The organism is Bradyrhizobium sp. (genome assembly GCF_022844465.1).
Lineage (GTDB): Bacteria > Pseudomonadota > Alphaproteobacteria > Rhizobiales > Xanthobacteraceae > Bradyrhizobium.
In genome coordinates, this window is sequence record NZ_JALHLP010000009.1 from 48,499 (window position 1) to 70,967 (window position 22,469).

Here is a 22,469-nt window from a genome sequence, read left to right on the forward strand (position 1 = left end):
GAAGTGTATGACTGGTTTCGACATCTTCGCGATTGCCTTTGTCCTGCTCGTCATCGTTACCCTGTTCGCCGGCGTCAAGACCGTGCCGCAGGGCTTTGACTGGACCATCGAGCGGTTCGGCAAGTACACCCGCACCCTGTCGCCGGGGCTGAACGTCATCGTTCCCTATTTCGACCGCGTCGGCCGCAAGGTGAATGTGATGGAACAGGTGATCAGCATTCCCGAGCAGGAGGTGATCACCAAGGACAACGCTACCGTGACCGTTGACGGCGTCGCCTTCTATCAGGTGTTCGACGCCGCCAAGGCGAGCTACGAAGTGTCCAATCTCGACCAGGCGATCATCGTGCTGACCATGACCAACATCCGCTCGGTGATGGGCGCGATGGACCTCGACCAGGTGCTGTCGCACCGCGACGAGATCAACGAGCGGCTGTTGCGCGTGGTCGACGCCGCGGTGTCGCCGTGGGGGCTGAAGGTCAATCGCATCGAGATCAAGGACATCGTGCCGCCGGCCGACCTGGTCGAGGCGATGGGTCGGCAGATGAAGGCCGAGCGCGTCAAGCGCGCCGACATCCTGCAGGCCGAGGGCCAGCGCCAGTCGGAGATCCTGCGCGCCGAAGGCGCCAAGCAGAGCCAGATTCTGCAGGCCGAAGGCCGCAAGGAGGCCGCCTTCCGCGACGCCGAGGCCCGCGAGCGTTCCGCGGAGGCCGAGGCCAAGGCGACGCAGATGGTCTCCGAAGCCATCGCCAAGGGCGACGTCGCCGCGCTGAACTACTTTGTCGCCGACAAATATATCAAGGCGTTCGGGCAGCTGGCGGAGTCGCCGAACCAGAAGATCATCATGCTGCCGATCGAGGCGACCAGCATTCTGGGTTCGCTGGCCGGCATCGGCGAGATCGCCCGGGCCACCTTCGGCGACGCCGCGACGTCAGCCGGCGCGCTCGCGCGGCGAACCTCATCGGTGCCGAACACCACGCCGCCGCCGGCGCCGTCACAAAAATAAGGGTTTGACCCGCAATCACGCTGCTTGAGGAGAGGTTCGTGTCATGGCCGAGATGTTGACGACGTTGGGCGCCTGGAACTGGCTGATCGCCGGCTTCATCCTGATGGCGCTGGAATTGCTGGCGCCGGGCATCTTCCTGTTCTGGCTCGGGCTTGCGGCGCTGCTGGTCGGCGTGCTGTCGTTCGCCATCAACCCGTCCTGGCAGACGCAGATTCTGATGTTCGCGGTGCTGGCGGTCGCAGCCGTTCCGGCGTGGCGTTATTTCGCGCGCAGCGCGGGAAGCCGCAGCCAGAGCAATCCGTTCCTGAACCGGCGGACAGAAGCCATGGTCGGCCGCGAGTTCATTCTCGATAAACCGATCGTCGACGGAACCGGCACGGTGCGGATCGACGACACGATCTGGCGCGTCGCCGGCCCCGACGCGCCGGCCGGCAGCCGGGTCCGGGTGGTGCAGGCCGACGGCGCCAGCCTGACGGTGGCGGTGGCCTAGCGCCTCCCTCGCCCCGCTCTTGCGGGGAGAGGGTCGGGGTGAGGGGTCTATCCGCGAGTTCGGCGCGAGTTGACGGACCTGTACCCCCTCACCCGCCGCGTAAACGCGGCGACCTCTCCCCGCAAGCGGGGCGAGGTATAGGAAGCCCGCTCAACTCCGCCTGCTCCACCGCTCGGCAAAACGATGCAGCGGCAGGAATGTCTCCTTCAGCTCCTGGCCGAGCCCGGTGAGGCGATAGCCGTCGCCTTGCACCAATTCGATCAAGCCGGCCTCGCGCAACTCTGAAAGCCGGGCCTGCAACACCGTCGGGGAGGCCTCGTCGCAGGCGGTGCGCAGCGCCCGCGAGTTCAGCGATCCCTCGCGAAGCTCCCAAACGATCCGCAACGTCCAGCGCCGCCCCAGCAGATCGAGCAGCGCCATGATCGGCCGACCCGATTTTGAGCCCCGCACCGCCCGCTTCGTCGCCATAGCTGCCGGTTTCGACATCGAATCCTCTCTTGCATTGCGCTACATTTATTGTAGCGTATCGCTACGTTTATTGTAGCACAGGAGTTGATCGTGTCACAGCCCAGGCCGCGCATCGCGCCGTTGCAGCCGCCCTACTCACCGGAGATTCAGCAACATTTCGACCGGGTCATGCGCGGCGCGCCGCCGCTGATGCTGTTTCGCGTCATCGCGAGAAACGCCCGAGCATGGGAGAAATTCCGCGCCGGCAGCTTGCTCGACCGCGGGCCGCTGTCGTTGCGGCAGCGTGAGATCGTCATCAACCGCACCTGCGCGCGGACAGGATGCGAGTATGAGTGGGGCGTGCATGTCGCGGCGTTCGCGCAAGCCGCGCATCTGACCGAGCAAGAAGTCCGCGCCACCGTCCGCGGCGCTGCCACCGACGAATGCTGGTCGGCAGCGGAACAGGCGCTGATAGCGGCCGTCGACGCGCTGCACGATCGGGCAACTCTCAGCGACGCCGAGTTCGCCGGGCTGTCGAAGCACTACGACGAGGCGCAGATCTTCGAAATCATCCTGTTGTGCGGCTTCTATCGCACCGTGTCGTATCTTGCGAACGGGCTGGCGCTGCCGCTGGAGGAGACGGCGGCGCGGTTTCCGGAGTAGTCGTCATTCCGGAGCGATGCGCAGCATCGAATCCGGAATCTCGAGATTCCGGGTTCGCGTCTTCGACGCGCCCCGGAATGACGAGCGCAAACCTACGCCACGCCGGCGCGCAAGAGGTCGTGCAGATGCACGATGCCGACCGGCTTGTTGGCGTCGGTCACGATCAGCGCGGTGATCTTCGATGAGTTGAGGATTTCCAGCGCCTCGCTGGCCAAGAGATCGCGGCTGATCGTCTTCGGGCTCCGCGTCATGATCTCATCGACAACGGCGCTCATCAGGTCCGGTCCCATGTGGCGGCGCAGGTCGCCGTCGGTGACGATGCCGGCGATCTGTCCGGCGGCGTCGACGATGCCGACGCAGCCAAAGCCCTTTGAGGTCATCTCGACCAGCGCGTCGGACATGCGCGTGCCGAGCGGCTTCAGCGGCACCGCGTCGCCGGAATGCATGAGGTCGCGGGTATATTTCAGCATCGCGCCGAGCTTGCCACCGGGATGCAACACGCTGAAATCGACCGAGGTGAAGCCGCGGCCTTCCAGGAGCGCGATCGCCAGCGCGTCGCCGAGCGCCAGCATCATCAGCGAGGAGGTGGTCGGCGCCAGGTTGTGCGGGCAGGCCTCGCGCGCCTTCGGCAGCGTCAGCGCGACGTCGGCGGCCTTGGCCAGCGAGGACTCCCGATCCGCCGTCATCGCGATCACCGGAATGCGGAAGCGCTTGGCGTAGGTGATGAGGTTCTTCATCTCCGGCTGTTCGCCCGACCACGACAGCGCCAGGATCACGTCATCAGGCGTGATCATGCCGAGGTCGCCGTGGCTTGCTTCGGCGGCATGGACGAAGAAGGCGGGCGTGCCGGTCGAGGCAAAGGTGGCGGCGATCTTGCGGCCGATATGGCCTGACTTGCCGAGCCCAGTGACGATCAGCCGTCCCTTGGCGTTCTGGATGCGGTCGGCTGCGGCGACAAAGGGCGCGCGAAGATCGGATTGCAGCGCCGCCGTGATCGCGGCGATCCCGCCGCCCTCGGCGTCGAGCGTCCGCAGCGCCGACTGCACGGCATCGGGGGCATCGGTGCCGGATGATTTCGCCATCAACGGTTTCGGATTGGCCATGTCTGATCCCAGGGAGAAGGGGCGCGGCCCCCGAACCCGTATCTAGCATGGCCGGTCCGGCGATGCGACGCGCGCGGCGGCGCTCTCAACGGCTCATTAACCATAATTGTTTTAACTCCATTAACGACAGGTTCCGCGGCTGCGCGCCGCGACGCTTGCAAGCTTTTGTTTTGTTGGAGTATTCATACCGTGACGGCAGGTCCAGGACCGGGCCAGGGGATGCGTGCGCGCCGCTTTCGCGCAGCCTTGCCGTGCCTTGTGCTGCTCGCTCTCAGCGGCGGCGTCCAGGCGCAGACCGTCACCGCCGACCTGTTCAGCCCGACCCGCGCCAGCATGGCGAGGCCGCCGGATTCGCCGCTGCGCCGGACGGCCGCCGACGCCGGCGGCTCGCCCGGCAATCCTGCGCCGTCGCGGATCGGGCGAACCCCGAACTACGGCGTACCGGCGGCGAGCGGCGCGTCCGGCACCGGCTTCGACTCGCTGAACCGCAAGCGCCGGAAGCCGAACCCCTATCCGGGCCAGGCGAGGGCGAAGCCGTCGCCGCGGCCCTCGGTGCCGTCGGCGCTAGCCGCCAACAGGCCGCCTATTCCGGCGGCGATGGCCGGCACGGTGGCGGGACAGCCGCCGCGCAAGCGGCTTAAAGTGGACTCCGATCCGTTCGGCGCGGTCGGCGACTATGCCGGCAGCTTCCTGATCAAGTCGGCGCTCGAACTCTCGGGCGGCCACGACACCAACCCGCGCCGCACCGCTGTCGCAAGGGGCTCGGCGCTCTACGTGGTCGCGCCGGAATTCCTCGCGGTATCCGACTGGGAGCGGCACGCGCTGGTCGCCGACCTCAGGGGATCGTTCACCGGCTACGGCAGCACCTTCCCGCCGCCCGGCGACGGCACGGTCTCGTCGGCGCCGGTCGTGATCGACCGACCGGACTTCATCGGCCATGTCGATGGCCGGCTCGACGTTACCCGCGACAGCCGCCTGACCGCGCAGGCGCGGCTCAGGGTTGCGACCGACAATCCCGGCAGCCCCAACATCCAGGCCGGCCTCGCCAGCTATCCGGTGTTCGCCGCGTATGGCGGCACGCTCGGCGCCGACCAGAGCTTCAACCGCCTGCAGGTTTCCGCCGGCCTCACGCTGGACCGCACCGACTATAGCCATTCAAAGCTCACCGACGGCAGTTCGACCAGCAACGACGACCGCAACTTCAACCAGTTCGGCGGCGTCGGCAGGGTCAGCTACGACTGGATGCCCGGCTTGAAGCCGTTCGTGGAAGTGCAGGGCGACAGCCGCGTCCACGACCTCAAGCTCGACCGCAACGGCTTCGCGCGCGATTCCACCGGCGGCTACCTCAAGGGCGGCAGCAGCTTCGAATTCACGCGGCTGTTGACCGGCGAGATCGGCATAGGATACGCGGCGCGCGATTATCTCGATACCAGGCTGAACCGCTTGTCTGGCCTGCTGGTCTCGTCGTCGCTGACCTGGACCGCGACGCCGCTGACCACCGCGAAATTCTATTCCGACACCACCATCGCCGAGACCACGCTGCCGGGCGCCTCGGGCGTGCTGACGCGCGTCTATACCATCGAGGTCGATCACGACTTCCGCCGCTGGCTGACGGCTATCGGCAAGTTCACCTGGGGCACGCTCGACTACCAGGGCAGCAACCGCAGCGACCGGATCTACGCGCTGTCGGGCGAGGCGGTCTACAAGATGAACCGCAACGTCTGGCTCAAGGGCACGCTGCGCCGCAACTGGCTGGAGTCGAGCCTGCCGGGCAACAGCACGGCCTCGACCGTCGTGCTGCTGGGCGTGCGGCTGCAGCATTGATGGCGTTATTCCTCTCCCTTGTGGGGAGGATCCCACGAGGGGGAGGGATATGAAGGGCGCGTCCTTACGGGCAGGGACGGCGGAAGCCGTCGCGGCCCAGATAGGTCATGCTGTAGGGGTCGAACGAGCGGTAGCGCTGCATGCAGTAATTGATGGCATCCCGCCGCTGCTGCTCGGCGGCGTGCGCCGCGATCGCGCCGCCGATGATGACCGCGCCGACACCGAGGCCGATCGCCGGACCGAGATTGCCGCCGCCGCGGCCCCGCCCGCGGCCCCGGCCGCGCTGCGCGAAGGCCGGTGAGACGCCCGCCGCCACAAAGGCGCCGGTCGTGGCAATCATGCCGAAGGCGTACATGAACAGCAGAACGGCTGCCGAGAGCACGGATGTGATGCGGCGGCGTACGCCACCGCCGGTTTTCTGAGTTCTCATACTGACGCCTTTCTGGTTGCGCTTGAGTGATGCCTGCCGGCGAAACGACGCGCGTTGTCCTGGATCAACCGGACGGGGGCGATGCGATGCGGTCGCACCTAAACTGCAGTGTACACGCTCGGACTGCGATGTACACGCTGGCAAGATACCGTTCGAGGTTCGCGCCCGTTAGGCCGTCATGGCCGACGGCGGCAATGACGCTCGCCTATCGCGGCAGCGTCGTCGCTCCCATCAGATACTGGTCGATCGCCCGCGCGCACAAACGTCCCTCGCGGATCGCCCACACCACCAGCGATTGCCCGCGGCGCATGTCGCCGGCCGAGAATACCTTCGGCAACGAGGTCTTGTAGTCGGCGGTGTTGGCGCGGACGTTGCCGCGCTGGTCGAGATCGACGCCGAGGCTCTTCAGCAGGCCCTCGTGCACGGGATGCACAAAGCCCATGGCCAGCAGCACGAGTTGCGCCTCGAGTTCGAACTCAGTGCCGGTGATCGGCTTGAATTTTTCGTCCACCCTGACGCAATGCAGTTTTTGGACCTTGCCGTCGCCGCCGGAGAATTTCTGGGTCAGCACCGCGAATTCGCGGTTGGCGCCTTCGGCCTGGCTCGACGAAGTCCGCATCTTCAGCGGCCAGTTCGGCCAGGTCAGGCCCTTGTCCTCGTGCTCGGGCGGCGCCGGCATGATTTCGAGCTGAGTGACGGACTTTGCGCCCTGCCGGAACGATGTGCCGATGCAGTCCGACCCGGTGTCGCCGCCGCCGATCACGACGACATGCTTGCCGCCGGCGAGGATGTCCTTGACGCCGCCGAGCGGCTCGGAAGCGACGCGGCGGTTTTGTTGCGGCAGGAAATCCATGGCGAAATGGATGCCGTCGAGGTCGCGGCCGGGGATCGGCAGATCGCGGGCGGCTTCGGCGCCGCCGGTCAGCGCCACCGCGTCATACTGGTCGAGCAGTTGGCGCGGATCGATCGCGCCATCTGCGCCGACATGAACGCCGTAATGGAACGTCACGCCCTCGGCTTCCATCTGCTGGAGGCGGCGGTCGATGATATGCTTCTCCATCTTGAAGTCGGGGATGCCGTAGCGCAGCAACCCGCCGGCCTTGGCGAGCTTCTCGTAGACATGGACGTCATGGCCGACGCGCGCGAGCTGTTGCGCGGCCGCCAGCCCCGCCGGGCCCGAGCCCACGATCGCGACCTTCTTGCCGGTCCTGGCCGGCGCGATCTCGGGCTTGATCCAGCCGTTCTCCCAGGCGCGATCGACGATGGCGCATTCGATGGTCTTGATGGTGACGGGGTTGTCGTCGATGTTGAGCGTGCAGGACGCCTCGCACGGCGCCGGGCAGATGCGCCCGGTGAATTCCGGGAAATTGTTGGTCGAGTGCAGGTTGCGCGAGGCCTCTTCCCAATTGTCCTGGTAGACGAGGTCGTTGAAGTCGGGGATCTGGTTGTTGACCGGACAGCCCGGCGCGCCCGGCGCCACCGAACCGGTGCCGTGGCAATAGGGGATGCCGCAATTCATGCAGCGCGCGGCCTGGTCGCGGGTGTCCTTCTCGCTCAGGGGAATGACGAATTCGCGATAGTTGCTCACGCGCTCGGCGACCGGCGCATATTTGCGGTCGTGCCGGTCGATTTCGAGGAACCCGGTGATCTTGCCCATTTAACCCTGACGTCCCTGCATCTCTCGTTCGTTTTTGTCTTTCCCGCCATGCTCCCGTCATTGCGGGGAGCGGAGCGACGAAGCAATCCATGTTTCGGTTCGTGGCGCTATGGATTGCTTCGCTGCGCTCGCAATGACGGTTTGGTCCAACTATGCGCCGATCGCGATCTTCGGTTCGGCGTCCGTCCTGGCCTTCAGTTCCCGGAGCGCGCGGCGGTATTCCACAGGCATCACCTTGCGGAATTTCGGCAGCCAGGCTTTCCAGTCGGCGAGGATCGCTGCGGCCTTGTTCGAGCCGGTCAGCCTCGCGTGCCGCGTGATCAGGACGTGCAGCCGCTCGATGTCGGACTCGAGCAGGTTCTGGAACACGTCGACCCGGCCATGGGCTTCGAGGTCCCCCATCTGGTGATAGGTGTTCTGGTTGATCATCTCCTCCGAAAGCACCGGCTCCAGTTCGACCATCGCCATGTTGCAGAGTCTCGCGAAGTCACCGGCCTCGTCCAGCACGTAGGCGATGCCGCCGGACATGCCGGCCGCGAAATTGCGGCCGGTCTTGCCCAGAACCACGACGATGCCGCCGGTCATGTATTCGCAGCAATGATCGCCGGCGCCTTCGACCACCGCGACCGCGCCGGAGTTGCGCACCGCGAAGCGCTCGCCGGCGATGCCCCGGAAATAACACTCGCCCTCGATCGCGCCATACATCACCGTGTTGCCGACGATGATGGACTCTTCCGGCACGATGCCGGAATTCCTCGGCGGCTTGACGATGATGCGGCCGCCCGACAGGCCCTTGCCGACATAATCGTTGGCCTCGCCTTCGAGATCGAGAGTGACGCCGCGCGTCAGCCACGCGCCGAACGCCTGGCCCGCGGTGCCTTTCAGGCTGACCTGGATCGTGTCATGCGGCAGCCCGGCATGACCGTAGATCCTGGCAACCATGCCCGACAGCATCGCGCCGGCGGAACGGTTGGTGTTGTTGATCTCCTCCTCGATTTTCACCGGCGCGCCGCGGTCGAGCGCGGCCCTTGCCTTCTCGATCAGCCGGCGGTCAAGCACCGCTTCCAGATGGTGGTTCTGGGCCTCGGCGTGATGAATCTTCTGGCCGGGCAGTTCCTTCTGCCGCACGAACAGCCTGGAGAAATCGAGGCCCTTGGCCTTCCAGTGCGCCACCAGGGTCGACTGGTCGAGCATCTGGGTCTGACCGACCATCTCGTCGAATTTCTTGTAGCCAAGCTGCGCCATGATCTCGCGGACTTCTTCGGCGACGAAGAAGAAATAGTTGATGACGTGCTCGGGCTGGCCGGTGAAGCGCTTGCGCAGTACCGGGTCCTGCGTCGCGACCCCGACCGGGCAAGTGTTGAGATGGCACTTGCGCATCATGATGCAGCCGGCCGCGATCAGGGGCGCGGTGGCGAAGCCGAACTCGTCGGCGCCAAGCAGCGCGCCGATCACGACGTCGCGCCCGGTGCGGAAGCCGCCGTCGACCTGGACCACGATGCGGCTGCGCAGCCGTTCACGCACCAGCGTCTGGTGGGTTTCGGCAAGGCCGATCTCCCACGGCGAGCCGGCGTGCTTGATCGAGGTGAGGGGAGAGGCGCCGGTGCCGCCCTCGAAGCCCGCGATGGTGACGTGGTCGGCCCGCGCCTTGGCGACGCCCGCGGCCACCGTGCCGACGCCGATTTCCGACACCAGCTTGACCGAGACCTGGCCGTCCGGATTGACGTTCTTGAGGTCGTAGATCAGCTGCGCCAGATCCTCGATCGAATAGATGTCGTGATGCGGCGGCGGCGAAATCAGGCCGACGCCCGGCGTCGAGTGCCGCACCCGCGCGATCGTGGCGTCGACCTTGTGTCCGGGCAATTGTCCGCCTTCGCCGGGCTTGGCGCCCTGCGCCATCTTGATCTGCATCATGTCGGAGTTGACCAGGTACTCCGTGGTCACGCCGAAGCGGCCCGAGGCAACCTGCTTGATCGCCGAGCGCATCGAATCGCCGTTCGGCAGCGGCTTGAAGCGATCGGCTTCCTCGCCGCCTTCGCCGGTGTTGGACTTGCCGCCGATCCGGTTCATGGCGATGGCGAGCGTGGTGTGGGCCTCGCGCGAGATCGAGCCGAACGACATGGCGCCGGTGGCGAAGCGCTTGACGATATCCTTGGCCGGCTCGACCTGGTCGAGCTTGACCGGCTTGCGCTTCTCGTCCTCGGCGGTCTTGATCCGGAACAGGCCGCGCAGCGTCAACAGCCGCTCCGATTGCTCGTTGAGAATCTTTGCAAACGCCTGGTAGCGCTCCAGCGAGTTGCCGCGCACCGCATGCTGAAGCGCGGAGACGGATTCGGCGTTCCATGCGTGATCCTCGCCGCGGGTGCGGTAGGCATACTCGCCGCCGACGTCGAGCGCGGTCTTGTAGATCTGGGCGTCGCCGAACGCGTCGGCGTGGCGGCGCGCGGTTTCCTCGGCGATCTCGGCCAGGCCCACGCCCTCGATCCGGGTATGGGTGCCGGCAAAATACTTGACGACGAAGTCGGCCCGCAGCCCAACGGCGTCGAAGATCTGCGCGCCGCAATAGGACTGGTAGGTCGAGATGCCCATCTTGGACATCACCTTCAGGAGACCCTTGCCGATCGACTTGATGTAGCGCTTGACGATTTCATATTCGTCGAGCGAGCCCGGCAGGCGGTCCTTCATCGCGATGATGGTCTCGAACGCCAGATAGGGGTTGATCGCCTCGGCGCCGTAACCGGCCAGGCAGGCGAAATGGTGAACTTCTCGCGGCTCGCCGGATTCGACAACGAGCCCGACCGAGGTCCGCAGCCCGGTTCGGATCAGATGATGATGCACGGCGGCGCAGGCCAGCAGCGAGGGAATCGGAATCCGGTCCGAGCCGGCCATGCGGTCCGACAGGATGATGATGTTGACGCCTTCACGCACCGCGCCCTCGGCGCGGGCGCATAATTCGTCCAGTACCTGCTCCATTCCCGCCGCGCCCAGGCCGGCATGGAAGGTGGTGTCGAGCGTGCGCGACCTGAAATGGCTGTCGGCGACATCGGAGATCGAGCGGATCTTCTCGAGATCCGCGTCCGTGAGGATCGGCTGGCGCACTTCGAGCCGCTTGGTCGAGGCCATGCCCTGCAGGTCGAACAGGTTCGGCCGCGGCCCGATGATCGAGACCAGGCTCATGACCAGTTCTTCGCGGATCGGATCGATCGGCGGGTTGGTGACCTGCGCGAAGTTCTGCTTGAAATAGGTGAACAGCGGCTTTGGCCGGTCCGACAGCGCCGAGATCGGCGTGTCGTTGCCCATCGAGCCGGCGGCTTCCTCGCCGGTGGCCGCCATCGGCGTCATCAGGATGCTGATGTCTTCCTGCGAATAGCCGAACGCCTGTTGCCGGTCGAGCAGTGGCAGGTTGGAGCGCAGGCCCTTGGTCACCACGTCCGGCAGTTCTTCCAGCTGAATCTGGGTGCGGTGCAGCCATTCGCTGTAGGGATGGCTGTTGGCGAGCGAGGCCTTGATCTCGTCGTCGGGAATGAGACGGCCCTGTTCAAGGTCGACCAGCAGCATCTTGCCGGGCTGCAGCCGCCACTTGGTGATGATCTCGTCCTCGGGAATCTTGAGCACGCCCATTTCGGACGCCATCACGATGCGGTCGTCCTTGGTGACGAGATAGCGCGCCGGGCGCAGCCCGTTGCGGTCCAGCGTCGCGCCGATCTGGCGGCCGTCAGTAAAGGCGATCGACGCCGGTCCGTCCCACGGCTCCATCAGCGCGGCGTGGTATTCGTAGAACGCGCGGCGGGTCTCGTCCATCAGCGGGTTGCCGGCCCACGCTTCCGGAATCATCATCATGACGGCGTGCGGCAGCGAGTAGCCGCCCTGCACCAGGAATTCGAGCGCATTGTCGAAGCAGGCGGTGTCGCTCTGGCCTTCATAGGAGATCGGCCACAGCCGGCTGATGTCCTTGCCGTAAAGCTCCGAATGCACGGAGGCCTGGCGCGCCGCCATCCAGTTGACGTTGCCGCGCAGGGTATTGATTTCGCCGTTGTGGGCGATGAAGCGGTAGGGATGCGCCAGCGACCAGGTCGGGAAGGTGTTGGTCGAGAAGCGCTGATGCACCAGCGCCAGCGCACTCTCGAAATCCGGTTCGTGCAGGTCAGGATAATACTTGCCGAGCTGGTCGGCGAGGAACATGCCCTTGTAGATCAAGGTGCGGCACGACAGCGAGACCGGATAATAGCCGGCCAGCCCGCGGTCGCGGCGCTGGTAGATCGCCTGCGAGATCGACTTGCGCAGGATGTAGAGCCGGCGCTCGAACTCGTCCTCGGTTTTCGCCGTGCCGTTGCGGCCGATGAAGACCTGCATGTGGTAGGGTTCGGTCGGCTTGACGGTTTCGCCGAGCGAGGCATTGTCGGACGGCACGTCGCGCCAGCCGAGCAGCCGCAGGCCCTCCGCCTTGATCTGTTCGGCGATGATGCTCTGGATCACCTTCCGCCACGCCGTCTCCTTTGGCATGAACAGCGCGCCGATGGCGTAGTGGCCCGGCTCCGGAAGCTTGAAGCCGATCTCGGCGGCCTTGCGCTTGAAGAAGCCGTGCGGAATCTGCACCAGGATGCCGGCGCCGTCGCCGGCGCGCGGATCGGCGCCAACCGCGCCGCGATGTTCAAGGTTGCAGAGAATGCTGATCGCGTCGGAGACGATCTGGTGCGACTTCTTGCCTTTGATGTTGGCGATGAAGCCGACGCCGCAGGAATCCTTTTCCAGGGAAAGGTCGTACATCCCCTCGGCCGGCGGGCGCCAGCTGTGCTCGCGCGGAGGATTTTCAAGCGACAGGTCGGCCGGTTTCGAGGCCGCGGTCGCCGACAGGGTTTCTGCCACGATGTTGTCGCGCTCGAATTCCGAACCGCTCATCTCGTTCCTCTCAATCAGGCTGTAGGGCCTCACCATCAAGATCGGCGCAGCTTGGGCGCTTGCGGCACCCACCGGGCCACCGCTCGTCCTCCGCGAGCCGCAATGTCCTAAATTCAGGCCTGGGCGTTCAACGTCCCTGAGGAACGGCCTTGCCTGCACTGCCCTGGAGCTGGTGGCGCCACGGATAAGGTGCAATCCATGTGCCGGAACGGCTCCGCAATTGAGACAGCGATACTGTCCTAACGCCGACCATGCCAAATATTTATCTATCACACAAGCGCGTGAAAGTCCCTGCCCGCATGCCGATCGCCATGCCCCGCGATGCCGACCGGCCTTGCTAGATTTGCGGCAGACGCTGCCCCGGTCCGGCCCAAGGACCGCCTGATTTGGCGATGAAGTTCGATCCCGTCGGGGCCTGCGCGAGAGCGAAAGGCCGAGCGGGTAGGCCCGCAAGCGCGACAGCGTACAGGAGCAGACGGTAATGAAGTTATGCTCGGGATTATTGGCGGCAGGGCTGGCGCTGCTGTCGGCCAGCGCGCAGGCGCAGGCACCCCATCAAATGAGGCACGCGCCATATGCGCCGGTATCCGACATCGGCAGCCCCTATGCGGCGCCATATGATCACCTCAGCTACGGCCAGAGGCAGGGCTACGGTCAGGGCTACGGCCAAGGCCACGGACCAATGCTGCTGCCGCCGATGGAGGTCTATGCCGTGCTCCGCGAGAGCGGGTTTTCGCCACTCGGCGTCCCCAGCCTGCGCGGCTTCTACTATACGATCGCGGTGATCGATCGCAGCGGCGAGGACGGCCGGCTGATCATCGACGCCCGCGACGGTCGCATTATTCGCTTCACTCCGGGCTACCGAATGGGTCGAAATTTCAACGCGGCGCCCATGGCGGTCTACGGGCCCGCGGGGCCGCCAAGACCCACCCAGGCATCGTCCCATGTGACGGGAACTCATGTGACCGGCCCGCCACCCTCGTCGCCGCAGGTCGCGAGCCGGACCGTGCCGCTGCCGAAGGCCAACCCGCTCGCCGCCAGGCCTGCCGCCGAACCAGTCCAGCAGGCGGCGGCGCCCGCGCCGAAACCGGCAGAGGTGCAGGCGGCGGCTCCGCGGCCGGTCACGACGGGATCAGCTTCCGCCAAGCCGCTGCCGCAGGTCGCGCCTACCCAGGACATGCCGAACGTGCAGGGGCTGGAATAAGTAACCTCCAGCGTTTTCGGGTCATCGCAAAAAACGCCCCGGCTTCCCGGGGCGTTTCGATTTTCAGCCGATACCGGCCGAAGCCTGGCCGCGTTACGCGGCGACCGAGGCGTCGACCACCTGGGGAGCGCCGGCGCCAGCGTTGATCGGAATGCTGCGCGGCTTCTTGGCCTCGGGGATCTCGCGGACGAGATCGACGTGGAGCAGGCCGTTCTCGAGCGAGGCGTTCTTCACCTGTACGAAATCGGCAAGCTGGAAAGCGCGCTCAAAGGCCCGCGCCGCGATGCCGCGGTAGAGCACCTCGGAACTGTCCTTGCCGTTCTCGTTGGCCGACTTCTCGCCCTTGATCGTCAGGGTGTTTTCCTTGGCGACGATCGAAAGCTCGCCTTGCGCGAAGCCGGAAACCGCCACGCTGATGCGATAGGCGTTCTCGCCGGTGCGCTCGATATTGTAGGGGGGATAGCCGGGGCTGCCGTCTGCCGTCACCTGGTCGAGCAGGTTGAAGAAGCGGTCGAAGCCGACGGTGGAACGATAGAACGGGGTGAGGTCGTAGGTACGCATGTGTAGTCCTCCATTGAGCGACTGTTTCAGATAACCCGCCCGCCATCGGGCCGGGCCTAGCTTCCGTGCAGCCTTGCGTTTCGACCTTGAAACGCTGGTATCGGCCTGCACGAAAATGATATGGGAGGGGGCAATCGGCGTTCAAGAGGGGCAAACAAGCCGCTTTTTGAGGCCGTCCGCCTTGATTTCCAGCCCTTTTCACCTATCCGGTCCCGGCCATGACGCTCGTCTCGATTCCCGCCAATCCGGTTCCGGAGGATGTCGTCTCGGGCACCATCAAGACCCCCGACGGCGCCGAGCTGCGTTTTGCGCGCTGGGCGCCGCCGGCGGGGCGCAAGGGCACAGTCTGCGTCTTCACCGGGCGCAGCGAGCAGATCGAGAAGTATTTCGAGACCGTGCGCGACCTTCGCGAGCGCGGCTTTGCCGTGGCGATGATCGACTGGCGCGGCCAGGGGCATTCGTCGCGCCGCCTGCGCGATCCGCGCAAGGGCTACGTCCGCGACTTCTCCGATTTCGAGATCGACGTCGAGACTTTCGTTCGGCAGGTGATGCTGCCGGACTGCCCGCCACCCTATTTCGCGCTGGCGCATTCGATGGGCGGCGCCGTCATGCTGCGGATCGCGCACGCGGGCAAGCGCTGGTTCGACCGCATGGTGCTGTCGGCTCCCATGATCGACCTGCCGGGGCGCACCACCGCGTTCCCGGCGCGGGCCTTGTTGCGGATCATGCGGCTGGCGGGGCAGGGCGGCCGCTACGTGCCCGGCGGCAGCGACGCGCTGACCGGATCGGAATCATTCATCAACAACCCTTTCACCAGCGATCCCGTGCGCTTCGCCCGCAACGCTGCGATTCTGGAAGAAGATCCCACCCTCGGCATCGGCTCGCCGACCGTGGCCTGGGCCGATACCGCCTTCCGGGCGATGCATGCGTTTCGCGGCGCCAACTACCCAGCCGAAATCCGCCAGCCTATCCTGATGCTTGCGGCCAGCAGCGACACCATCGTCTCAACGGCGGCGATCGAGGAGTTCGCGTATCATCTGCGTGCCGGCTCGCATCTGGTGATCGCGGGCGCAAGGCATGAAATCCTGCAGGAGCAGGACCGCTATCGCGCGCAGTTCTGGGCGGCGTTCGACGCTTTCGTGCCGGGCACGCCGCTATTCAAGTGATGCCGTCTGTCTTGAGGGCGTCTATCTTGAGGGCGGCTTCGGCAGCCGCGCCGTGATTCGTTCGGGCAGGCGCCGTTCGACGAACAGCGTCCTGACCTCGGCGACGCTGAGGTAGCGCGCCTCGCCTTCGCCCTTGCCCATGATCTTCAGCAGCACCGGCCACTCCCCCTTCATCAGCAGGGGAAAATACCAGCGCGCCGCGTCACCATCGCGCTGCAGGTTCGCCTTCATGAAGGCGTCGACTTGTTTTGCCGTCAGCCCGCGCTCGGTTCCGCCGGCGGGGTTTCTGCAATCGGTGCCGAAGCCGGCGAGCCGCTCGATCTCGTCTTCGCGAACTTTGGCATCGACGCCCAGAATGCGGGAGCCGCCGCCATGTTTGTCGAGCGGGCCGTCGCGCAATTCGTCGAGTACGGCGCCGGTGGTCGCGCTCTTCAAGAGGCGCGCCGGCCCGAGACCGTTTGCGATCACCGCGACCAGCCAGGTGGCCAGCCGCATCTTCTTCTCGCCAAGGCCGGTTTGCCCGCTGGCGTCCCCGACAATGTCGGACAGTTTCGAAAGCGGCACGACATGACCGCCGACGTAGCCATTGGCGACGAGCGCGCGGAGGAAAGGGCAGGGATTGCCGGGGGAAACGGCGATTTGCCCGGCGGGCACGGCGCCCGGCGCCGTCATGATGCGATCATTGGACATGGAGCTGAGCCCTCAAAAGCATAATATGAAAAAATTCAGGATTCGCGCCCAGAAGGACGGACTGAGATTAAAACTCGGCCGCTGCGCCACTGCAGTATGCTTGGAAGTTCCGCGGAATTCGAGCCGGTGTCAACCGAACCGATGCACGCTGTCAGGAATCGGCGGCGAGCTTTGGCGAGGATTGAAGCTGCGTCAATCTGCCCAAGGGGACGCCAGCCTTCACGAGGCCATCGCGGTAATGGGCGACGTCTTCAGGCTTCTTCCAGTGGAAGTTTTGCAAATGCCGTTCGACGGTGAAGCCGGGATAGTTTCCAAGCAAGGCTTCGGCGGCGCGGGCGGCTTCCGCACCGCGGCCCAATTGGGCCAGCGCCGCCGCCCGGATCGCAAGCGCCTGCAGATGATTGGGATTCACATACAGCGCCTCGCGCGCCCAGGACAGCGAGGCGTCATATTGGCCGACGAGGTAGTGGCAGAACGCGTTGACGGCCGCCCATTGATAGCGGGGATCGGAGTTGCCGCGCTGCGCCGCCATCGAAAGCAGCTCGATCGCCTGCCGGTGTTCGCCTGTGTAGAGATAGCAGAAGCCAAGCACGCCGCGGGCGCCCATGTCGTACGGGTTCAACGCGACCGCACGCTTGGCGGCGTCCAAGGCCTCCTCGTGATGGCCTTCCAGGGCGTGCAGATAGGCGACGATCTGAAAGGCAAAGGACGAGCGCGGATCAAGCCTGACGCTGCTCTCGGCAAGGTCGATCGCCGTGGTCCACAATTCGCGCGTGCTTCGGATCCAGCCGAACTGGATGCCCTGGATCTGGATGGTGGCGAGATAGGCCCGGGCGATCGACAGCGTCGGATCGAGCGCGATGGCTTCCTTGAACAGCCCGATCGAGGTGTCGAAATCCGCTTTGGTCTGCAAGTAGTAGTAGGACAGCCCTTTCAGGAAGCGATCCCACGCGGTGAGGTCGTTCGAGTTCGGGTTCGCGCGCGGCGGGGCTGAGGCTTCCGCGCGGTAGATCTCGGCGGCGATCGCCGCCGACAGGTTGGTGGTGAGTTCGTCCTGCATTGCGAACAGGTCGCCGATGTCGCGGTCGAACCGGCCGGTCCATAATTGCTGGCCGGTTTCGGGCGCAATCAGTTCGGCGGTGACGCGAACCTTGCTCGCGGCGCGCCGTACCGAGCCCTGGACCAGGTAGGTCGCATCGATCTCGCGCGCGATCAGCCGCGTGCTCACGTTCTTGCCCTTGAACGCGAACGTCGCGTTGCGGCCCAGCACCCGGTAGAACGATTGCAGCGAAAGGGCGTGGATCAGGTCTTCGGTTAGCCCGTCGGAAAAATACTCGTCCGCGCTTTCGCTGAGATTCGCGAACGGCAGCACGCCGACGATCGCCGTCCGATATTGCGCCGGAAGGTTGGCGGCGGAGGTTTCGCTCGCGGCTTTGGTCCCGGCGTCGGATCCCACGGGTTGCCAGGTCCAGACCTGGATCGGCTCCTCGATGTTCTTGAAGCGGTGCGGGCCGGCGTCCACCAGCGCGACGCTGAGACGCTTGCCGGCTTCGTGACAGGCCTTGCCGGAGACGGCAACGCCGCCGGGCGGCGCAACCGATTCGAGGCGGACGGCGATGTTGACGTCGTCGCCGAACACCTCTTCCTCGTCGGCCATCACGTCGCCCATGTGGATGCCCATGCGGAACTGCATGATGCGATCGGCGGGCAGGTGGTGGTTGCGCTCCGCCATCGCCGTCTGCATGGCGATCGCGCCCTCGATGGCGCCGACGATGCTGGGAAATTCCAGCAGGAAGCCGTCGCCGGTGTTCTTCACCAGCCGGCCGCCATGGTTGAGGATCACAGGATAGATCGCCGTGCGGTGCGCCTTGAACGCGGCGTGCGTGCCCGCCTCGTCGACCCCCATCATGCGGGAATAGCCGGCGACGTCGGCGCAGACGATGGCTGCCAGGCGTCTTTCCATGATCCCAGTATGTCCTCAGCGCGCCCGGAGCGGGCCTGTCCGGGTGCGATGCTTATAGAGCACGCTGCGGTAGCCGGAAATCCCATAACTTCACGATGGTAAAGTATTCAGATAGTTCGAGAACTTGTCAGATCCGCAGGGGCGGGCCGGGGAACCGGCGAGGTCGTTGATTTCGCGTTACGGGCGCTCGCGCGCTTTCGCTAGCCGTGAATTTTGGCCAGGGCGCTGCCGGCCAGATAGAGCCCCAGCAGAATCATCGCGATCAGGAACCAGCGGCGAAACACTTCCGGCTGCATCCGCGTCCGCACCGCCTGGCCGATGAACATGCCGGCAAAGGACGCCGCCATCGCCACCGCGCCCGGCAGCGCGGTTGCCGCCGTCAACAGGCCCGCGGCGGTGAGGTTGAAGGCGAGCGCCACCGTCGCGACCGTAAAGAAGATGCCGAGCGCCTGCACCAGCTCGTCCTTCTCCATGCCGATCGCCTGCAGATACGGCATCGAGGGGATCACCTGCACGCCGGTGGCGGCCGACACCGCGCCGGTGATCAGGCCGACAATGCCGCCGATCCATTTCTCGTCGCGGCGCGCGACCTTGAAGCTGATCTTGCTCAGGCCAAGCACCGCGTAGATCACCAGTAGGGCGCCGAGGACGACGGTGCCGTAGGACGCATAGGGTCCGGTCAGCAGTCCGGCGTTGAGCCAGATGCCGGCGACGGTGCCGGCCATCAGCGGCCACAGCCGCCGCATGATGTCGCGCAGGTAAGGGCCGACGAAGGTCTGCCAGATATTGGTGAGGATCGCGGGCACGATCACGATGGCGATCGCCTGCCCCGGCGGCATCGTCAGCGCCAGCAGGCCCATCGCCACCGTCGGCAGGCCGAGCCCGAGCACGCCCTTGATGAAGCCGGCCAGCAGGAAGGCAAGCGCGATGAAAACCAGCAGGGAATCGAACATCGGGCGACATTGACCGATCGGCGCATCAGGCACAATCTGGAGGTTACGGAGATGCCTTCGCTTATGGCGAAGGCTGATGATGCGCGCGCACGCCGTCCTCATTCTGAGGAGCGCGCATGGCGCGCGTCTCGAAGGATGGCCGCGGGCGAAACTCGGGCCTCATGGTTCGAGACGGCGCTATTGCGCCTCCTCACGATGAGGGTTGAGTGGTCTCGATCTGGTCGATCTTCATCGCGGTCGCCGAGACGCGCAGCATCACCAGCGGCGCGCCAGCCCCTTCAGCTCATGCGCGCGCAAACCGCATCGATCCCGTCACGCGTCCTGGCTGTTCAGCAATTTCATCGCCGCTTCATGCACCCGCGGGTCGCCAGCGGCGATGATGCGGCCGCCGGCCTGGGCCGGCTTGCCCTCCCAGTTGGTGACGACGCCGCCGGCGCCGGTGATGATCGGGATCAGCGCGGCGATGTCATAGGGCTTGAGTTCGGTTTCGACCACGAGGTCGAGATGGCCGGCCGCCAGCATGCAGTAGGAGTAGCAGTCGCCGCCATAGCGCGACAGCTTTACGGCGCGCTCGACCCGGCCGAAAATCTCGCGGTCGGCGGCGTTCATCAACAGCGGACTGGTGGTGAAGGAGGTCGCGTCCTTCAGCGAGGCGCAGCGCCGCACCGTCAGCTTCCGTTCGCCCGATGGCCCGGAATAATGCGCCGAGCCGGAATCGCCGGAAAAGCGCTCGCCGATATAGGGCTGGTGCATCATGCCGAACACCGGCGTGCCCCTGTGCAACAGCGCGATCAGCGTGCCCCAGATCGGAAAGCCCGCGATGAAGGATTTGGTGCCGTCGATGGGATCGAGCACCCAGACATATTCGGCGTCCTCGCGCTCGTTGCCGAATTCCTCGCCGACGATGCCGTGCTGGGGAAAGCTGGCCTTGATCAGGCGGCGCATCACCGCCTCGGCGGCGCGGTCGGCCTCGGTGACGGGATCGAAGTCGCTCGCGCTCTTGTTGTCGATCGAGAGCGAGGTGCGGAAGAACGGCAGGATGGTTTCGCCGGACGAGGTCGCAAGGCGGCCGATGAAGGCTGTGAAATCGATGACCGTCACGGCTGTTCCTTACCGGAAAAAGAATGCCCTCCTGCCTAACCCAATCCGGGCGGCGGCGCACGGTTAACGGAAGGTTATTGTTGCCGCCCCGGGCAGGGGAACCGGCTTCGAATCGGCTTCGGCTTGGTCCGCATTCTTAACAATCACGAAGTCGCGAGTTTTGGCGAGGCCGTGTTCCTGGTACCTTAACGTCTCGTTAACACACTCGATTATGCCATTGAAATCATTGTAAAACAGATATCTCATCCAGTCGTTGAGCGCGCCGGGCGTCACGACCGGGATTGCCATGGAAATGCTTAAAAACCTCTTGCGTTTTGTGCGTCGCGGTCGCATATTGTTGCGGTGCGGTAGCGCCTCGCGCTATCGCTGCCCTCCTTGGGCGTTTCCTCCCTAGACTTGGGCCGCTTGTTCATTCAAGCGGCCCTTTTTTCTGTTATGCGCGGTCATTCCGGGTTCGCTCCGCGCCCCGGAATGACGGTGCCAGATCCTACTCCGCCGCCGCCTGGAACGGCCCGAGATCGCCGAGCGGAAGCCGGGCCAGCGCGTCGGCCAGCGCGGTGAAATCGGCGCTGACCTGCGCAAAGCGGGGGCCGCGCTCCCGCCGCCGCTCATCCATGTAGACCGCCCGGTTGAGTTCGAGTTGCACGGTGTGCAGGCCGCTGGCCGGGTTGCCGTAGTGTTCGGTGATGAAGCCGCCGGCATAGGGTTTGTTGCGCCCGACCGAATAGCCGAGCCCGCCCATGACTTCCTCCACGACATCGGCCAGCCGGCCAACGCAACTGGTGCCGTAGCGGTCGCCGATCACGATATCGGGCCGCCGCGGCTCGTCGCGGGACACGCCAACCGACGGCATCGAATGGCAGTCCACCAGGATCGCGGTCCCGAACGCCTGATGGGCCTTGTTGAGCAGCCGCCGCAGCGCGCGGTGGTAGGGCTTGTAGAGCGCCTCGATCCGCCCCATGGCGTCGTCGATCGAGATCCGTTCGCGATAGATCTCCTGCCCGTCGCCGACCACGCGGGGGATGGTGCCGAGCCCGCCGGCGACCCGCATCGAGCGCGTGTTGGCGAAACTGGGCAGTCGGCCGATGAACATGCGCGGATCGAGTTCATAGGGCTCGCGGTTCACGTCGACATAGGAGCGGGGAAAATTGACCCGAACCGTCGGAAAACCCTGGCCGCTCAAGCCTCCGATCAACTCGTCCATGAACGAATCCTCGGAACGGCGCAGAGCGGCGATATCGATCCGGGAGGCGCTGAGAAATTCGCGCGGATAGACCGAGCCGGAATGGGGCGAGTTGAAGATGATCGGCGCGCGCCAGTGAACCGGCTCCACGATCTCGAACGGGGGCGACAATTCGCCATCAAGCCGGTTCATCGTCGGGCGTCGTCCCCTGAATGTCCGCATTTCTCCTTGCACGATTGATTGGGCCCAAGGAGGGGTCTTATGAGGGACGTATTGTCCGCAATCGCAGCCATTCTGCCAAGTGAAAAAGCCGTGGATTGCCGGAACGCCTCGCAAACGCCTGAAAAAAGCCTGTCTCGGCTGGTCTTGGTGGTCACCCGGCGCGGCAACCGCGCGCTTCCCACCACGGTGACGCCGTACCCTTCACCCGAAATTTACCCTCTGTCGGGCTTAGTGTACGGATTGATCCTCAAAGCCGGATTCGACGACAGATCCCCATGCACAAAATCCTCCTCGCCGAAGACGACAACGACATGCGCCGCTTCCTGGTCAAGGCGCTGGAAAACGCCGGATTCGAGGTCTCGTCGCATGACAACGGCATGTCGGCCTATCAGCGGCTGCGCGAGGAGCCGTTCGAGATGCTGCTCACCGATATCGTGATGCCGGAAATGGACGGCATCGAGCTGGCGCGCCGCGCCTCGGAACTCGACCCCGATATCAAGATCATGTTCATCACCGGCTTTGCCGCGGTCGCGCTGAATTCCGATTCGCAGGCGCCCAAGAACGCCAAGGTGCTGGCCAAGCCGGTTCACCTGCGCGAACTCGTCAGCGAAGTGAACAAGATGCTGGCGGCCTGACCAGCCGCGCTTGCCGCGGAATCACGCCGCGAATTACGTCCGGGCGTCCTTGCGGGGGCGCTTTGGAGCCGATATACGGACCCGACCCAATACGGATTAATGCTGGAGCGGGATGACCTGGTCATCCCATTCTAGGGCGCGTAGCTCAGCGGGAGAGCACTACCTTGACATGGTAGGGGTCACAGGTTCGATCCCTGTCGCGCCCACCAGCCTTCGCTTGCTTCGCAAGCTACGGCTTGGCGAGCCACGCCGTGCTCTATCGTAGCGAAGCAAGC

19 protein-coding genes and 1 tRNA gene are annotated in these 22,469 nt (G+C 65.2%); 8 read left to right on the top strand and 12 right to left on the bottom strand.

Going from position 1 to position 22,469, the window contains the following annotated elements:
* Positions 1–7 precede the first annotated feature (7 nt).
* Both Q0D31_RS15490 and Q0D31_RS15495 read left to right on the top strand, forming a co-directional pair.
* On the top strand, positions 8–1,003 hold the full coding sequence (locus tag Q0D31_RS15490; protein ID WP_291852595.1) for an SPFH domain-containing protein: 996 nt from the start codon (positions 8–10) through the stop codon (positions 1,001–1,003).
* Between the two features lie 43 nt (positions 1,004–1,046).
* Positions 1,047–1,493: an NfeD family protein gene (locus tag Q0D31_RS15495; protein WP_291852598.1), complete on the top strand. Its 447-nt coding sequence runs from the start codon at positions 1,047–1,049 to the stop codon at positions 1,491–1,493.
* Positions 1,494–1,643: 150 nt separating this feature from the next.
* Here Q0D31_RS15495 and Q0D31_RS15500 read toward each other — a convergent pair whose 3' ends face one another.
* A complete protein-coding gene (locus Q0D31_RS15500) occupies positions 1,644–1,979 on the bottom strand; it encodes a helix-turn-helix domain-containing protein (protein ID WP_291852601.1) in 336 nt (111 codons plus the stop codon).
* A gap of 72 nt (positions 1,980–2,051) precedes the next feature.
* Here Q0D31_RS15500 and Q0D31_RS15505 point away from each other — a divergent pair, with 72 nt between their 5' ends.
* On the top strand, positions 2,052–2,603 hold the full coding sequence (locus tag Q0D31_RS15505; protein WP_291852604.1) for a carboxymuconolactone decarboxylase family protein: 552 nt from the start codon (positions 2,052–2,054) through the stop codon (positions 2,601–2,603).
* Positions 2,604–2,695: 92 nt separating this feature from the next.
* On the opposite strand, the gene Q0D31_RS15510 is transcribed toward Q0D31_RS15505, so the two are convergent.
* Positions 2,696–3,706 (bottom strand): KpsF/GutQ family sugar-phosphate isomerase, encoded by a 1,011-nt coding sequence (locus tag Q0D31_RS15510; protein WP_291852608.1) that lies wholly within the window; start codon positions 3,704–3,706, stop codon positions 2,696–2,698.
* A gap of 219 nt (positions 3,707–3,925) precedes the next feature.
* Here Q0D31_RS15510 and Q0D31_RS15515 point away from each other — a divergent pair, with 219 nt between their 5' ends.
* Complete coding sequence (locus Q0D31_RS15515) at positions 3,926–5,530, top strand: outer membrane beta-barrel protein (protein WP_291852612.1); 1,605 nt, start codon at positions 3,926–3,928, stop codon at positions 5,528–5,530.
* Positions 5,531–5,594: 64 nt separating this feature from the next.
* On the opposite strand, the gene Q0D31_RS15520 is transcribed toward Q0D31_RS15515, so the two are convergent.
* From Q0D31_RS15520 to gltB, 3 genes are all read right to left on the bottom strand, one after another.
* Positions 5,595–5,960 (bottom strand): BA14K family protein, encoded by a 366-nt coding sequence (locus Q0D31_RS15520; protein ID WP_291852615.1) that lies wholly within the window; start codon positions 5,958–5,960, stop codon positions 5,595–5,597.
* A gap of 205 nt (positions 5,961–6,165) precedes the next feature.
* Complete coding sequence (locus Q0D31_RS15525; protein WP_291852617.1) at positions 6,166–7,617, bottom strand: glutamate synthase subunit beta; 1,452 nt, start codon at positions 7,615–7,617, stop codon at positions 6,166–6,168.
* A gap of 150 nt (positions 7,618–7,767) precedes the next feature.
* Positions 7,768–12,516, bottom strand: coding sequence for a glutamate synthase large subunit (gene gltB, locus Q0D31_RS15530; RefSeq protein WP_291852620.1), 4,749 nt, complete (start codon positions 12,514–12,516; stop codon positions 7,768–7,770).
* A 481-nt stretch (positions 12,517–12,997) separates the two neighbouring features.
* Here gltB and Q0D31_RS15535 point away from each other — a divergent pair, with 481 nt between their 5' ends.
* Positions 12,998–13,720: a hypothetical protein gene (locus tag Q0D31_RS15535; protein WP_291852623.1), complete on the top strand. Its 723-nt coding sequence runs from the start codon at positions 12,998–13,000 to the stop codon at positions 13,718–13,720.
* A gap of 93 nt (positions 13,721–13,813) precedes the next feature.
* On the opposite strand, the gene Q0D31_RS15540 is transcribed toward Q0D31_RS15535, so the two are convergent.
* Positions 13,814–14,281 carry an Hsp20 family protein gene (locus Q0D31_RS15540; RefSeq protein WP_291852626.1) on the bottom strand — a complete coding sequence of 156 codons (468 nt, stop codon included), beginning with the start codon at positions 14,279–14,281 and terminating at the stop codon, positions 13,814–13,816.
* Between the two features lie 218 nt (positions 14,282–14,499).
* Between Q0D31_RS15540 and Q0D31_RS15545 the strand changes: the two genes are divergently transcribed.
* On the top strand, positions 14,500–15,447 hold the full coding sequence (locus tag Q0D31_RS15545; RefSeq protein ID WP_291852629.1) for an alpha/beta hydrolase: 948 nt from the start codon (positions 14,500–14,502) through the stop codon (positions 15,445–15,447).
* A gap of 21 nt (positions 15,448–15,468) precedes the next feature.
* On the opposite strand, the gene Q0D31_RS15550 is transcribed toward Q0D31_RS15545, so the two are convergent.
* The 6 genes from Q0D31_RS15550 to Q0D31_RS15575 form a co-directional block, all read right to left on the bottom strand.
* Positions 15,469–16,137: a hypothetical protein gene (locus Q0D31_RS15550; protein ID WP_291852632.1), complete on the bottom strand. Its 669-nt coding sequence runs from the start codon at positions 16,135–16,137 to the stop codon at positions 15,469–15,471.
* A gap of 151 nt (positions 16,138–16,288) precedes the next feature.
* Complete coding sequence (locus Q0D31_RS15555) at positions 16,289–18,100, bottom strand: tetratricopeptide repeat protein (RefSeq protein WP_291852635.1); 1,812 nt, start codon at positions 18,098–18,100, stop codon at positions 16,289–16,291.
* Positions 18,101–18,300: 200 nt separating this feature from the next.
* Complete coding sequence (locus Q0D31_RS15560) at positions 18,301–19,053, bottom strand: sulfite exporter TauE/SafE family protein (RefSeq protein ID WP_291852639.1); 753 nt, start codon at positions 19,051–19,053, stop codon at positions 18,301–18,303.
* A 312-nt stretch (positions 19,054–19,365) separates the two neighbouring features.
* On the bottom strand, positions 19,366–20,154 hold the full coding sequence (gene hisN / locus Q0D31_RS15565) for a histidinol-phosphatase (RefSeq protein ID WP_291852642.1): 789 nt from the start codon (positions 20,152–20,154) through the stop codon (positions 19,366–19,368).
* Positions 20,155–20,217: 63 nt separating this feature from the next.
* Entirely contained in the window at positions 20,218–20,442 is a 225-nt protein-coding gene (locus Q0D31_RS15570; RefSeq protein ID WP_291852645.1) for a hypothetical protein, read from the bottom strand.
* 199 nt (positions 20,443–20,641) lie between these two features.
* The gene (locus Q0D31_RS15575; RefSeq protein WP_291852648.1) at positions 20,642–21,529 is read right to left on the bottom strand and encodes an N-formylglutamate amidohydrolase; all 888 of its coding nucleotides are present in this window, start codon (positions 21,527–21,529) and stop codon (positions 20,642–20,644) included.
* 305 nt (positions 21,530–21,834) lie between these two features.
* Here Q0D31_RS15575 and cpdR point away from each other — a divergent pair, with 305 nt between their 5' ends.
* Positions 21,835–22,194 (top strand): cell cycle two-component system response regulator CpdR, encoded by a 360-nt coding sequence (cpdR, locus tag Q0D31_RS15580; protein ID WP_291852650.1) that lies wholly within the window; start codon positions 21,835–21,837, stop codon positions 22,192–22,194.
* 134 nt (positions 22,195–22,328) lie between these two features.
* Positions 22,329–22,403 (top strand) — tRNA-Val (locus tag Q0D31_RS15585).
* Positions 22,404–22,469 lie beyond the last annotated feature (66 nt).